The organism is Salegentibacter sp. BDJ18, assembly GCF_017579965.1.
Taxonomy (GTDB): domain Bacteria; phylum Bacteroidota; class Bacteroidia; order Flavobacteriales; family Flavobacteriaceae; genus Salegentibacter.
In genome coordinates, this window is record NZ_JAFLQX010000011.1 from 18,901 (window position 1) to 32,710 (window position 13,810).

Sequence of the window (13,810 nt, forward strand, 5' to 3'; positions counted from 1 at the left end):
TATATTTATTACCAATTTTTGGGTTCAGCAGCAGCCGATTTCATTTAAACTATTTTTGAAATGAAAATAGTAATTGCTGCAATAATACTAGCCAAAAGTACACCTCTTGCGTGATAGATTTGTTTTTTTCTAAGGAAGACGAAAAATGGTAAAAAGTTTAAAATAGCTCCCAGGGCAATGAGCTTGCCAATATAACCTTCAGCAATTGCATCGTCTAGCGTTTCGTCTATTCCCATTTCTGAAAAAAGTAGGATATAAAGAAAAATGCCACCAATATTGGCAGAAATTCCGGTTAAAAATCCTATAAAAACATTTTGCTTAATCATTAAGTTCCCAATTATTTAAATCGTCTAAAAAGTGATGGGCCGTTAGATCAAATTGCACGGGAACTACAGATACATACCCTTTTTCAAGCGCCCATTCATCGGTGTCTTCGCCTTTATCTTTATTTACAAATTTCCCCGTAAGCCAGTAATATTCACGTCCCTGCGGATTGGTTCTTTTATCAAATTCTTCTTCCCATTGTGCGTTGGCCTGCCGGCAAACCTTCATTCCTTTAATTTCTGAAGCGGGAAGTTTTGGAATATTTACATTTAAAACCACCCCTTTTGGAAGTCCGTTTTTAATAACATTTCTGGTAATGGCTTTTACATATTTCCTGGCAGGTTCAAAATCGGCATTTAACGAGTAATCTAATAATGAAAACCCAATAGCGGGAATTCCTTCTACACCAGCTTCTACAGCAGCACTCATTGTCCCAGAATAAATTACGTTTATAGAAGAATTTGAACCATGGTTAATTCCGCTTACACAAAGATCTGGTTTCCTGTGTAAAATTTCCTGGGTAGCGATTTTCACGCAGTCTGCGGGAGTGCCCGAGCAGCTGTACTCTTTATGCTTATAATTTTCCTTAATAGTAACCTGTTCGCAAAATAAAGTATCACTAATGGTTATAGCGTGTCCCATTCCGCTTTGTGGGCTATCTGGTGCCACTACTACTACATCACCCAGTTCTTTCATTACCTCAATTAAAGTTCTTATTCCGGGAGCGGTAATACCATCGTCATTAGTAACCAGTATTAATGGTTTTTTCTTTGTCATAGCCTATTTTTTATAGGAGCTAAAATAGTAATTTCAAGAAGAAACCTTATCTTAGTAGTTTAACAAATTATTATTACCTGTTAGCTTTATTGGCACAATTTTTAATGTATTTTGGGGAGCTGTTAATGATGAAATTTATGCTATTTATGAAAAAGAATTTTAAAATCCTGGTGGTAGTGCTTTTAATGGCTGCTACTTCCTGTAGTTTTACTACTAAAAAATTCGACGATCCTAATAAAGACAAACTTCTTATAGATCTTATTACCTATGTGCTTAATGAAGGGCACTACGATGCAAGAGAGATTAATGATGAATTTTCTGAAGGGGTTTACGATAAGTACCTTGGTGGCCTGGACGGCTCTAAACGCTTCTTTTATGCCAGTGATGTTGAAGAGTTTAATGAATACAGGGATAAAATAGACGACCAGATTAAGGAAAAGGAAATTGGCTTTTTTGATCTTACTTATAATAGACTTCAAAAACGATCTGAAGAGGCACGAAAAATCTACAAAGAAATCCTTGAAAAACCTTTCGATTTTTCTGAAGCTGAAGATATAAATACAGACTTTTCTGAAGCTGAGTATGTATCTTCAAAAAAAGAACTAAAGGAGCGTTGGAGAAAACAACTTAAATTTTCTACTCTTATCACTTATCACGATAAAGTTGAGGAAGAGGAAATGAAAAAAGAAGAAGACTCCGAATATGAAATGAAATCTAAAGAAGAACTTGAGAAAGAAGCCCGTGAGGTAACTTTAAGTTCTTTAGACGAATATTACGATTTTACCGATGATTTAGAGCGTAAAGATTACTTTTCAGTTTATTTAAATGCCATTGTAGAATCTTTTGATCCTCATACACTGTATTTCGCACCACAGGATAAGGACCGGTTTGATATTGCAATGTCTGGAAAACTGGAAGGAATTGGCGCCCGTCTTCAAAAGAAAAGCGACAATATTACCGTAACCGAAGTTATATCTGGTGGTCCTGCCTGGAGAAGTGAAGAACTTTCTGAAGGAGATGAGATATTAAAAGTACAACAGGAAGATGAAGAAGATCCTGTGAGTATTGTAGGAATGCGCCTGGAAGATGCGGTAGACCTAATTAAGGGACCAAAAGATTCTAAAGTTACCCTAACAGTTCGTAAAAAGTTAATGGGTAATATTGAAGAAATCACTTTAACCCGTGATATTGTTGAAATTGAAGAAACCTATGCTAAAACTGCTATGGTTGAGCAGGAAGGGAAGAATTTTGGGATAATAAATTTACCGAAATTCTACTTTAATATGGAAGATTATGAAGAGCGAAATGCTGCTTCAGATATCAAAAAGGATATCATTCGTTTAAAAGAAAAAAATATGGACGGCCTTGTGCTGGACCTTAGGAATAACGGTGGAGGCTCTTTAAAAACAGTAGTAGATATTGCCGGGCTTTTTATTGAAGAAGGCCCAATTGTTCAGGTTAAATCTAACGGACAAAGAAAAGATGTACTTTCAGATGAAGATCCGTCTGTACTGTGGGACGGTCCTTTAGTTATTCTTGTAAACGAACTTTCAGCTTCGGCCTCAGAAATTCTGGCAGCCGCAATGCAAGACTATAAGCGTGCAATTATTATAGGAAGTAAACAAACCTATGGTAAGGGAACCGTACAAAATGTGATAGATCTTAACCGTTGGTTAAGAAGTAATGAATTTGGAGATGTTGGTGCACTTAAACTTACTACTCAAAAGTTTTATAGAGTTAACGGTGGTTCTACCCAGTTAGAAGGGGTGAAAAGTGATGTTGTGGTGCCAGATCGTTATAGCTTTGTAGATATTGGCGAGAAAGACCAGGATAATCCCTTGCCGTGGGATAAGATAGATCCGGCTAAATATGAAGTTTGGGATGGTTATGTAGATTTTGAAAAAACTATTGCAAATAGTAAAGACCGAATGAACGCTAATGAGCAGTTAAAGCGTATTGAACAACACGCTAAATGGATTAAAGACCAAAGCGAAAATAGTGCACATTCCCTTAATTTTGAAGAATACGCGGCAACCGCTGAAAGAAATCAGGAAATGGCAAAGAGCTTTGATTCTATAAATGATTATAAAACCAACCTGACATTTACTTCTTTACCCTATGAAGAAAAAATGTTTGAAAATGATACTATTCTAAAAGAAAAAAGAGATCGTTGGCATAAGAATCTAAGTAGAGATGTTTACGTTGAAGAAGCAATTCACGTACTATCTGATATGCGAAAAAATAATATTAGAGAAGATAAATTAGCGAAAGTAAGAGACTAGTTTTCTTCTAAAAAGAGTAAAAGCGCTTCAGCAATGAAGCGCTTTTTTTATGCTATAATTGATTAAATGAAAAATTCTGAAGTAAACTTTATTACTAAAAAGTTTAAATTTGCTGTATGTTGAAAAGAAAATATATTTATCCACTAATCATTCTGGTGGTTGCAGCTGTTTTATTGCTGGCAGAACGCTGTAATTAGAAAGACATCCTGTCTGAATCCAGTTTGACAAAAATAAACAGGAGAATTGTAAATGCCCAAAGTCCTGAACCTCCATAACTTAAAAATGGTAAGGGAATTCCAACTGTCGGGAAAATGCCTATAACCATCCCAATATTAACAAGGAAGTGCATAAAAATAATTCCTATTACTCCATATCCGTAAACCCGGTTAAAAGTTGAACGTTGCCGCTCTGCCATATAAAGTAGACGCAGCATAAGCAGTATAAACAGGGCAAGAATAAACGTGCTTCCTAAAAAGCCCCATTCTTCCCCTACGGTGCTAAAAATATAATCGGTATGTTGTTCAGGCACAAAATGGCCTTTGGTTTGTGTTCCTTCTGTCCAGCCTTTTCCGAATAACCCGCCGCTGCCTATTGCAATTTCACTTTGGTTAGTATTGTAACCAATACCACGAGAATCTACTTCTTTGCCTAATACAATATTAAATCTATCCCGGTGATGCTGTTTAAACACGTTCTCAAATACATAATTTACTGAAAGCGAAAATCCAACTGCAACCGCTGCAAAAAATAAATATTTTAAAATGTTAGGTCTTCTTTTTCGGTTTTTAAGATAAACCAGTATTGCAATTAGTAATATTCCGCCAATTACCCACAAGGGGCCGAATGCCAGTGTGGCTACAAATAGAATAGCAGCGAAAAACCCGAGTAACAAATAAGCAAAATGCAGTCCTTCTCTGTACAGTGCAAATGCAAATGAAAAATAGACCATTGCACTACCTGCATCGGGCTGTAAGAGCACTAAGATCATTGGCAGGGCAATAATTAAAAATACTCGTAATTGATGCTTAAAATCTTTAATATTGGTTTGTATACCACTTAGATATTTTGCTACGGCCAAAGCGGTGGCTGCTTTTGCAAATTCTGCAGGTTGAATACTAACTGAGCCAATTTGGTACCATGCAGTCTGCCCGGCAATGGTGCTTCCAAAAACAAATAATCCTGCCAGGCTTAAAAGGCTTGTGGCATAAATTACACTGGAAAAACGCTGGTAAAATTTTGCTTCAATTGAAAGGATTAGAATAATAAGGAAGATGCTCAATGCTATAAACAGGGCCTGCCTGCTATAAGGAGCATCCATATTAAAAAAATCAATAGGGCTACCGGAACCCAGAGACGCAGAATAAATATTGGCCCACCCAAAGCCAACTAATAAAAGGTAAATTAATATAGTAATCCAATCAAATCCTGCTACGCTTTTACTCATTTACCTATTTATTATAAAAGGTTCTCCACTTAATGGTTTTGCGTACTCTTCTTCAAGACTGTGGCTTAAAATCCAGTCTTCCATATCTGTTCTGGTAATTTCTTTTTTAATATATTTTTCAACCATTAAGCTGGCAATTCTTCCGGCGTAACGGCTTCCCCAATATCCGTTTTCCACAAATACTGCAATAGCGATCTTTGGATTGTCTACCGGTGCAAAAGCGACAAAAATAGAGTGGTCTGTAAGTTGGGTGCGTTTTCCATCAATTTTTGTGAAGTTTTCTGCGGTACCTGTTTTACCGGCGATTTCAATCCCGGGGATTTGTAAACTTCTCGCGGTACCGTTTTTGTAAACCTGGTGCATACCTTCAACTACAGGGTCAAAATGTTTGGAGTCTACCGTTGTGATGTTTTTTACTGTAAATTTCTCTTCTTTTATAGGATCACCTTCTACAGCTTTTAAAATATGGGGAGTGTAGTACCATCCACGGTTTGCAATAGTAGCCGTCATATTTGCGAGTTGAATTGGAGTCATCAAGACTTCTCCCTGGCCAATGGCATTAGATATTGTGGCCGTAGAATACCATTTGTAAGTTGGATAATTATAAATTCGGTTGTAATAATCGGCATCAGGAATTTTGCCCGGTCTCCCTGTACTAAGGTCATTGCCCATAAACTGACCAAGTCCAAAACTTTTTAAATGTGCATTCCAGGTATCAATCCCTTCTTGTGGGGTGGGAAATTTTTCTATTGTTTTTCTATAAACCTGTGCGAAATATGAATTACAGGAATTTGCGATACCCGGCACAAGATCCAGGGGGCTGGGATGAGCATGGCAACCCAAAGGACGCCTGGCTCCGTAATTATAACCGTTGTTGCAGGAAAACCTGTCTTCGGTATCTATTACACCTTCCTGCAGCCCAATTAAACCGGTTAAAGCTTTAAAAGGAGATCCGGGAGGGTATTCTGCTAAAAGTCCGCGATCGTAAAGTGGTTGTGCGATAGAATCATAATATAGCTTGGTGTAATTTGGAGATCTTTTTCGGCCAACTAATAAAGCAGGGTCGTAATTAGGCGCAGTTACAAGGGAAAGAATTTCGCCACTTGCCGGCTCTATAGCTACAATTCCACCTCGTTTATTTTCCATTAGTTTTTCGCCATACGCCTGTAATTCGGCATCTAAAGTGATATGTATATCTTTCCCTTTAGTGGGAAGTGTATCGTAAATACCATCTTTATAAGGGCCAATGTCCCTGTTGAACCTATCTTTTTGAATATATTTTACACCCTTTTCCCCACGCAGTAATTCTTCATAAACTTTTTCGACGCCGCTTCTTCCAATAAGGTCACCAGAAATATAATACGGATCTTCATTAACTTTTTTCTGATTTACCTGCGCGATATAGCCTAAAACATTGGCGCTATGATCTACCTGGTAATCTCTTAACGAACGTTTTTGAATATAAAAACCTTCATATTTTCGCATTTTTTCCTGTAAATAAGCGTATTCCGATTTTGTTAATTGTGGAATAATTACTGACGGAAGAATAGGAGAGTAGATTTTGGCTTTATCTAAACGGCGCCCTAATTCCTTTGGATCTATACTTAGAATTTCGCAGAATTCAGTAGTATCAAAAGGTTTAAGATTGCGTGGGATGGCCATCACATCGTAAGAAGGTTGGTTAGAAACCATCAACTTCCCATTTCTGTCTGAAATATAACCTCGTTGCGGATAATCGTACACCACTTCAATAGCATTATCCTGAGATCTTACCGCAAAAGAATCGTCCATTATTTGCAAATAGAACAACCGGGCAAGAAAAATAATGCCGGTGGTAAGAATAATAATGTAAAGAAGTAATTTTCTCATCTATATTTTTTACTGAAAACAATAAGACTTAGCATAATAGTAATAACACTGAAGATCCCTGAAAATAACGTTTTTTTGAGGACTATTATTATATGACTAAAGCTGAACATTTCCAAGAAAAACAAGATAAAATGATGAATTATAATACTGATAAAAATATAGCTTAATCTGGCTCCAAAGGGTGTTGTGGAAAGCCTTAAATTTTGATGATCATAGCTTATTCCAAAAGAAAATCGAAGCAAATTTGGCCTAATAAAAGCAATAACCACACAAGCTGCCGCATGAACGCCGCCGCTGTCTTCAAAAAGATCTATGCTAAAGCCTAATAAAAAAGACAGTATTAAAAATAAACTCTGATTTGCATTAAAGGGATAAAGTAAAATAAATAATACATACAGGTAAGGATTTATATAGCCCAGGAAATTAATATTGTTAAGTATTAGCACCTGTATAAATACTAATCCTACAAACCTGATTATATTTTTTAAAATACTATTGTTCATCTTCCTTCTCTAATTCCAGTATTTCTTCCCGGTCCAGGTTTTCAATTACATATACATAACCAATATTGGTCATATCATTAAAAAGCCTAACATTAATATTGTAATAACTCTGGCTTTGGTCCAGTTTAAAATTTTCTACACTACCAATAGGGATCCCTTCAGGAAAAATTAAAGATTTTCCCCCAGTAACTATAGTATCTCCTTCTTTTACCGGGGCCTGTCGTGGCACATCTACCAGCTGAACGATATTAGGATTTTTACCATCCCAGATCAAACTCCCAAAGTGATTGGTTTTGTTTAACTGGGCGTTAATTTGAGAATCTGAATTTAATATGGAAATTACTCGCGAGAACCTGCTGTTCACACGGTCTACAATTCCAATTACTCCTTTGCTTGTTATAACCCCAAATTCAGATTTTATACCGGCTTCTTTGCCCTGGTTTAAGGTTAGGAAGTTGTTGGGCTTGGCGTAGTTATTATTAATAACCCTCGCGGTTCTAAAATAATAGGTGCCATCAAAACTGGTGGTATCGGTATAATTTTCTACGGAAATGGTATCGTTTAAATTGGTCAATACATTACGCAGTTGCTTATTTTCTTCCATTAAGCGCTCGTTGTACTCGTCTAAATGCATGTACTTGTCAAAATCGTTGGCCCAGGAATAGATGCCGCCGGTAAGTACGTTTGCCGAACTTATAAAACTACTTTTATGAAAAGAATGGGTTTGAATGGTAAAGAATACAGCTAATGCAAGCAGAAACAGGAATAGGATATTATTCTTATTCCGAATAAGAAAATTAAAAATTTGCTGCATAAAACTACTTCTCCTACTTTATCAAAATTCCCTTATAACGATTAAGGGTCTTTAAGCATATTCCGGTTCCTCTTACTACGGCTCTTAATGGATCTTCGGCGATATAAACCGGAAGATCGGTTTTTTGAGATAGCCTTTTATCCAATCCTCTAAGCATAGATCCACCACCGGCAAGATAAATACCGGTATTGTAAATATCGGCTGCAAGCTCTGGAGGGGTTTGAGATAAGGTTTCCATTACCGCGTCTTCAATCCTTAAAATAGACTTATCCAGGGCTTTGGCAATTTCCCGGTAAGAGATGTTTACCTGCTTGGGTTTTCCTGTTAAAAGGTCACGTCCCTGAACACTCATTTCTTCTGGCGGAACTTCCAAATCTTCAGTCGCTGCGCCAATTTGAATTTTTATTTTTTCGGCCGTACGCTCTCCAACATATAAGTTGTGCTGCGTACGCATATAATAAACAATATCATTAGTGAAAACATCACCGGCAATTTTAACCGATTTATCGCAAACAATCCCGCCAAGTGCAATTACCGCAATTTCGGTAGTACCACCACCTATATCTACGATCATATTTCCTTTAGGCTGCATAATATCTACGCCAATACCTATGGCAGCGGCCATAGGTTCGTGAATAAGGTAAACCTCTTTCCCATTTACACGTTCTGCACTTTCTTTTACCGCACGCATTTCAACTTCTGTAATTCCAGATGGAATACAGATTACCATTCTAAGGGCCGGGGTAAACATTTTCTTTTTAAGCGCCGGAATTTCTTTAATGAACATAGTGAGCATTTTCTCACTGGCATCAAAATCGGCAATTACCCCATCTTTTAATGGGCGAATGGTTTTTATGTTTTCATGGGTTTTTCCCTGCATCATTGCAGCTTCTTTCCCTACTGCGGTTATTTTTCCCGTAGTACGGTCTCGTGCAACAATAGAGGGGCTGTCTACCACCACTTTATCATTATGAATAATAAGGGTGTTGGCAGTTCCTAAATCTATCGCTATTTCTTCAATGAGAAAGTCAAAAAATCCCATGCTTTGTTTGGTATTGAGGTTTGGTAAATGTAATAAAATTAATGTTTAAAATGGCGTGTTCCCGTCATCACCATAGCTATATTATTTTCGTTGCAATAATCTATACTTAGCTGGTCTTTTATAGATCCTCCGGGCTGGATTACTGCTGAAATTCCAGCGTTACCGGCAATCTCTACACAATCTGGAAATGGGAAAAACGCATCGCTGGCCATAACCGCTCCTTTTAAATCGAATTTAAAAGATCTCGCTTTCTCTATGCTGTGTGTTAAAGCATCTACACGAGAAGTTTGCCCGGTGCCGCTGGCGCATAATTGTTTGTTTTTTGCTAAAACGATGGTATTCGATTTTGTGTGCTTGCATATTTTGGAAGCAAACAACAAATCAGATAACTCGGCATCTGTTGGTTTATTGTTTGTAGCCTCTTTTAAATCTTCAAGCGCATCTGTTTTATTGTCTTTGTCCTGTACCAAAACGCCGTTCAAACAAGTTCTAACCTGTTTCTGCGGAAGTTCAGTCTCTTTCTGAATCAATAAAATTCTGTTCTTTTTTCCTTTTAAAATTTCTTCGGCCTCCTTAGAGAATGAAGGGGCAATAACCACTTCACAGAATAATTGATGAATTTCTTCAGCTGTACTTTTATCAATTTCAACATTACTAATTAAAACTCCTCCAAAAGCTGAAACAGGATCGCCGGCTAAAGCATCTACATAAGCCTGGTGAACCGTGTCGCGTTGAGCTAAACCACAAGCATTATTGTGCTTTAATATTGCAAAAGTTGGTGCTTCGCCTTTAAATTCGTTGATGAGGTTTACCGCAGCATCAACATCTAATAAGTTGTTGTAAGAAAGTTCTTTTCCGTGCAGTTTTTCAAACATTGCATCAAAATCTCCATAAAAAGTTCCTTGTTGGTGTGGGTTCTCTCCATATCGTAATTCTTTCCCTGTTTGAATGCTTGTTTTATAAGCTTTTACTTCACCTTCAGCATTAAAGTAGTTGAAAATTGCCGTATCATAATGCGAAGAAATATTAAAAGCTTTTCCAGCAAATAGTTTACGATCGGCAAGGCTGGTTTCTCCATTTTTTTCGTCCAGTAAATTTTCAAAATCCTTATAATCTTCTACCGAAGAAACACAAAGCACATCTTTAAAGTTCTTTGCAGCGGCACGAATAAGCGAAATGCCGCCAATATCTATTTTTTCAATAATATCCTGTTCTGAAGCTCCCGATGCTACGGTTTTCTCAAACGGATAAAGGTCTACAATCACAATGTCTATCTGCGGAATTTCGTATTCAGCAAGTTCTTTTACATCACCTTCATTATCCTGCCTGTTCAAAATTCCTCCAAAAACTTTTGGGTGGAGCGTTTTCACCCTTCCGCCTAAAATTGAGGGATAAGAAGTTACATCTTCTACAGGTACAACTTCAATTCCAAGATCTTTAATAAACTTTTCGGTGCCACCGGTAGAGTAAATGGTGATTCCCAGGTTGTTAAGTTTTTTTACAATAGGTTCCAGGCCTTCTTTGCTGAATACAGATATTAAAGCAGATTTTGCTTTTTTTAAGTCGCTCATTGTGTTGTGTTTGTTAAAGTGGCAAAAGTAAGTATTTAACCCAAAAACATAAAAGGCATTTACTTTATTTATCCAGAAATTTTGTAACGAAATTTAAACCCGGGCGTCATACCACTAAGCACATAAAAATCCGGGCTTTATTTACTCGATAACCTGGGATTTATATGTGCCCGGCTGGCAGAATGTTTTAATTTACAATTTAATGCTCCGTGGTTCTGTCCCCGAGCTTTATTTATTATGCTGATATATCTACGCGTACTTAGGGAAAGTTTTAATTTTGCGATAAACGCGCTTAAAAATAATAAGCTAAGAACATTTCTTTCTTTGCTGGGGGTTACTATTGGAATTTTTTCTATTATAGGCGTTCTTGCCGCAGTAGATTCTTTAGAACGTGAAATTAAAGGAAGTTTAAGCGCTTTAGATAACAGCACCATTGTGGTAATGCGTTTTTCTTTTGGCCCTACCGATGTGCCGCAATGGAAACGCCAGCAGTTTCCAGATGTTTCTTACGATGAATATCAATACCTGAAACGAAATCTACCCAATACCGAATCTATAAGTTTTACCATCGGCGTTCCCGATGAATCTATAAAATACCAGGATGTTACCAGTACCGGTGTTGGAGTTGGCGCTATTACCCACGAATATTACGATATTGAAGCCCTGGAACTGGAAGAGGGTAGGTTTTTTAACGAATCTGAGTCAGTAAGTGGTTCTCCGGTAATTGTGCTAGGGCATGAAATAGCAAATAATCTTTTTGGCGGACTTAATCCTCTTGGTAAGGAAGTGCGTTTATATGGCAGAAAGCTTACCGTTATTGGTGTGCTAAAAAAACAAGGGGCTAGCTTATTTGGTGGCTCCAGGGATGGCCAGGTGTTCGTTCCTGCAAATATTGTGAGAAGAGTTTATGGAGATAATAATAAGGGTGTTTTTCCGCAATTAATTTTAAAGCCAGAAGATGATGTTGATAATGCCGAATATATGGCAGTTTTAGAACAACAGCTTAGAAATTACCGCGGAATAAAACCTGGCGATATCAATAACTTTTTTATAAATCAACTTCAGGGTTTTGCCGATTTAATAGATAATATTACCGGTCAGCTGAATTTTATAGGATTAATAATTAGCGGATTTTCATTACTGGTGGGCGGTTTTGGAATAGCCAATATTATGTTTGTAAGCGTAAAAGAGCGAACCAATTTAATTGGAATTCAGAAATCTTTGGGAGCCAAAAATAAATTTATTCTCTTTCAATTTTTATTTGAAGCGGTAATCCTGGCTGTTATTGGTGGCCTCGTAGGACTGGGATTGGTTTGGTTGGGTTCTATCGCGGCTTCGCAATTTACCGGCGACTTTGAGTTTGTACTTTCTTCCTGGAATATGTTTGTTGGCTTTGCAGTTTCAGCAGTAATCGGGTTAATTTCAGGAATAATTCCGGCAATTTCGGCTTCAAAATTAGATCCTGTGGAAGCGATTAGGACAGGAATGTAAAATTCAAGAGCATAGAAAATAGAGTATAGAATAAAGATTTTTTACCTATTGGACTTTATCTTTTCTCTCTTATCTCTATTCTTTTTCTCTTTTTTATGCTTTCAAGATTTTAGCTACCTTTTCATTAACCCATTCCAAAAACTCTTCATCTTCCTTAGAAAAAGGATCTGGAGTGTGAGAATCTATATCAATTTGGCCAATGTTCTCGCCGTTTAAGAAAAGCGGTACAACAATTTCAGCTTTCACGTTAATGCTACAGGCTATATAATTAGTTTGTGCTTTTACGTCTGGCACTACAAAGTTTTTATTAGAAACCGCTACCTGCCCGCAAATCCCTTTTCCAAAAGGAATAATAGTATGGTCTGTAGGTTCGCCTGCGAAAGAACGCAATTTCAATTCCTCTTTATCGCCATTTTTAAAATAAAAACCTACCCAATCGTAATATGGGATATTTTCTTTTAAAACCTCACAAACCTGCGACAATCGGTGATCTACCGAAAGATTATCGTTTTCAAGAATAGTTTTAATTTCTGGTTTTAATTTCTGAAATGGCATAGTTGATATTTTGGTGCAAAAGTATTCAAAAATTATAGCAAGCACAGGCTCTTATTTATATAAATTTGTTAAAAACCCTCTCTAAAATTGATCAGGTTATTCATTAAATATAAATCGGTTCTTCGTTTCATTTTTATGTTTTTGGGGAGTTACCTGGTGCTCACCCTTATTTATAACCTTTATTTAGAATTCTTTAGGTCGCCTATTTATTTTCCAGATTACATTACCCATCTGGTTGCAAAACAAAGTGAAACCTTAATTAGTAGTTTTGGTTATAATGCGCAAATTTTACCGCACCAGTCAGAACTCTCTATGAAACTTATTGTGAATGAAGTTTACCTGGCCAGAATCGTGGAAGGCTGCAATGCAATTAGTATCATTATTTTATTTATCGCTTTTGTACTTTCCTTTTTTGGCCGATTGAAACTCACACTACTTTATCTTTTAGCGGGTAGTGTAATAATTTATGCAATGAATATTATTAGAATTGCTATTCTCGCTGTGGGAATTTACGAGTATCCGCAACATACCGAATTTCTGCACAGCATTATATTCCCATTAATTATCTACGGCACCGTATTTTTACTTTGGGTTATCTGGGTGCGTATTTATAGCCAAAAAAAGAAATTATGAAACAATTTTTACGGCTATCAGGCATTGGGGTTTTAGTTATTTTGCTGGTTTTGGTGAGGTTTTTTGAGCATCAGTTATTTTACGATCCGCTAATAGATTTTTACCGATATGGCGGGCATTTGGCAATGGAAGTTCCTCAAATTAACTTTCCTAAATTATTGCTTAACCTTAGTTTACGGTTTTGGCTGAATACTGCAATTTCCCTGATAATTCTTTTTGTTAGTTTTCGCGAAAAAAATATCGTGAAATTTGCCGCCTTGCTTTTCATCTTACTTTTTGGAATTGGTCTAGCAACTTTTAGCGTACTTTATTTTAATTTGAATTCAGAAAATGTAATGGGTTTATTTTATGTACGCCGATTTTTAATTCACCCTGTATTTATCCTTATTTTACTGCCTGCTTTTTATTATTACAGATTAAAAAAATGGGAAAACTCATAATCTTAAAAGTTATTCCCAAAGATCTGAAAAGGCTTTATTTCAAAATTTTACCTATTTTTGTAGCT

12 protein-coding genes are annotated in these 13,810 nt (G+C 36.7%); 4 read left to right on the plus strand and 8 right to left on the minus strand.

Annotated features, from left to right (window positions below):
* Positions 1-44: 44 nt before the first annotated feature.
* Together J0871_RS06975 and surE are read right to left on the minus strand one after the other, a co-directional pair.
* Positions 45-326: a hypothetical protein gene (locus J0871_RS06975; protein WP_208224455.1), complete on the minus strand. Its 282-nt coding sequence runs from the start codon at positions 324-326 to the stop codon at positions 45-47.
* On the minus strand, positions 319-1,101 hold the full coding sequence (gene surE, locus J0871_RS06980; protein WP_075325851.1) for a 5'/3'-nucleotidase SurE: 783 nt from the start codon (positions 1,099-1,101) through the stop codon (positions 319-321). The genes J0871_RS06975 and surE overlap by 8 nt, the downstream gene beginning before the upstream one ends.
* A gap of 146 nt (positions 1,102-1,247) precedes the next feature.
* Between surE and J0871_RS06985 the strand changes: the two genes are divergently transcribed.
* A complete protein-coding gene (locus tag J0871_RS06985) occupies positions 1,248-3,383 on the plus strand; it encodes a carboxy terminal-processing peptidase (RefSeq protein WP_208224456.1) in 2,136 nt (711 codons plus the stop codon).
* Positions 3,384-3,576: 193 nt separating this feature from the next.
* Here the strand turns inward: J0871_RS06985 and rodA are convergent, their stop codons facing one another.
* The 5 genes from rodA to purH form a co-directional block, all read right to left on the minus strand.
* Positions 3,577-4,827: a rod shape-determining protein RodA gene (gene rodA / locus J0871_RS06990; RefSeq protein WP_075325852.1), complete on the minus strand. Its 1,251-nt coding sequence runs from the start codon at positions 4,825-4,827 to the stop codon at positions 3,577-3,579.
* Complete coding sequence (mrdA, locus tag J0871_RS06995; RefSeq protein ID WP_208224458.1) at positions 4,828-6,696, minus strand: penicillin-binding protein 2; 1,869 nt, start codon at positions 6,694-6,696, stop codon at positions 4,828-4,830. It abuts the gene before it with no gap.
* A 492-nt stretch (positions 6,697-7,188) separates the two neighbouring features.
* Positions 7,189-8,013, minus strand: a complete 825-nt coding sequence (gene mreC / locus J0871_RS07000; RefSeq protein ID WP_075325855.1) for a rod shape-determining protein MreC — start codon at positions 8,011-8,013, stop codon at positions 7,189-7,191.
* 13 nt (positions 8,014-8,026) lie between these two features.
* Positions 8,027-9,055: a rod shape-determining protein gene (locus J0871_RS07005; RefSeq protein WP_057482684.1), complete on the minus strand. Its 1,029-nt coding sequence runs from the start codon at positions 9,053-9,055 to the stop codon at positions 8,027-8,029.
* A gap of 38 nt (positions 9,056-9,093) precedes the next feature.
* Positions 9,094-10,626 (minus strand): bifunctional phosphoribosylaminoimidazolecarboxamide formyltransferase/IMP cyclohydrolase, encoded by a 1,533-nt coding sequence (gene purH, locus J0871_RS07010; RefSeq protein ID WP_208224460.1) that lies wholly within the window; start codon positions 10,624-10,626, stop codon positions 9,094-9,096.
* 237 nt (positions 10,627-10,863) lie between these two features.
* Between purH and J0871_RS07015 the strand changes: the two genes are divergently transcribed.
* Positions 10,864-12,117: an ABC transporter permease gene (locus J0871_RS07015; RefSeq protein ID WP_208224462.1), complete on the plus strand. Its 1,254-nt coding sequence runs from the start codon at positions 10,864-10,866 to the stop codon at positions 12,115-12,117.
* Between the two features lie 93 nt (positions 12,118-12,210).
* Here J0871_RS07015 and J0871_RS07020 read toward each other — a convergent pair whose 3' ends face one another.
* Entirely contained in the window at positions 12,211-12,672 is a 462-nt protein-coding gene (locus J0871_RS07020; protein ID WP_208224464.1) for a GAF domain-containing protein, read from the minus strand.
* An 87-nt stretch (positions 12,673-12,759) separates the two neighbouring features.
* Between J0871_RS07020 and xrtF the strand changes: the two genes are divergently transcribed.
* On the plus strand, positions 12,760-13,305 hold the full coding sequence (gene xrtF, locus J0871_RS07025) for an exosortase family protein XrtF (protein WP_208224466.1): 546 nt from the start codon (positions 12,760-12,762) through the stop codon (positions 13,303-13,305).
* Entirely contained in the window at positions 13,302-13,745 is a 444-nt protein-coding gene (locus J0871_RS07030; RefSeq protein WP_208224468.1) for an exosortase F system-associated protein, read from the plus strand. The genes xrtF and J0871_RS07030 overlap by 4 nt, the downstream gene beginning before the upstream one ends.
* Positions 13,746-13,810: the final 65 nt, after the last annotated feature.

What these genes read in the sequence shown, in the direction of transcription:
- J0871_RS06975 (WP_208224455.1), bottom strand. Translation starts at nt 326, where the DNA reads ATGATTAAGCAAAATGTTTTTATAGGATTTTTAACCGGAATTTCTGCC.
- surE (WP_075325851.1), bottom strand. Translation starts at nt 1,101, where the DNA reads ATGACAAAGAAAAAACCATTAATACTGGTTACTAATGACGATGGTATT.
- J0871_RS06985 (WP_208224456.1), top strand. Translation starts at nt 1,248, where the DNA reads ATGAAAAAGAATTTTAAAATCCTGGTGGTAGTGCTTTTAATGGCTGCT.
- rodA (WP_075325852.1), bottom strand. Translation starts at nt 4,827, where the DNA reads ATGAGTAAAAGCGTAGCAGGATTTGATTGGATTACTATATTAATTTAC.
- mrdA (WP_208224458.1), bottom strand. Translation starts at nt 6,696, where the DNA reads ATGAGAAAATTACTTCTTTACATTATTATTCTTACCACCGGCATTATT.
- mreC (WP_075325855.1), bottom strand. Translation starts at nt 8,013, where the DNA reads ATGCAGCAAATTTTTAATTTTCTTATTCGGAATAAGAATAATATCCTA.
- J0871_RS07005 (WP_057482684.1), bottom strand. Translation starts at nt 9,055, where the DNA reads ATGGGATTTTTTGACTTTCTCATTGAAGAAATAGCGATAGATTTAGGA.
- purH (WP_208224460.1), bottom strand. Translation starts at nt 10,626, where the DNA reads ATGAGCGACTTAAAAAAAGCAAAATCTGCTTTAATATCTGTATTCAGC.
- J0871_RS07015 (WP_208224462.1), top strand. Translation starts at nt 10,864, where the DNA reads ATGCTGATATATCTACGCGTACTTAGGGAAAGTTTTAATTTTGCGATA.
- J0871_RS07020 (WP_208224464.1), bottom strand. Translation starts at nt 12,672, where the DNA reads ATGCCATTTCAGAAATTAAAACCAGAAATTAAAACTATTCTTGAAAAC.
- J0871_RS07030 (WP_208224468.1), top strand. Translation starts at nt 13,302, where the DNA reads ATGAAACAATTTTTACGGCTATCAGGCATTGGGGTTTTAGTTATTTTG.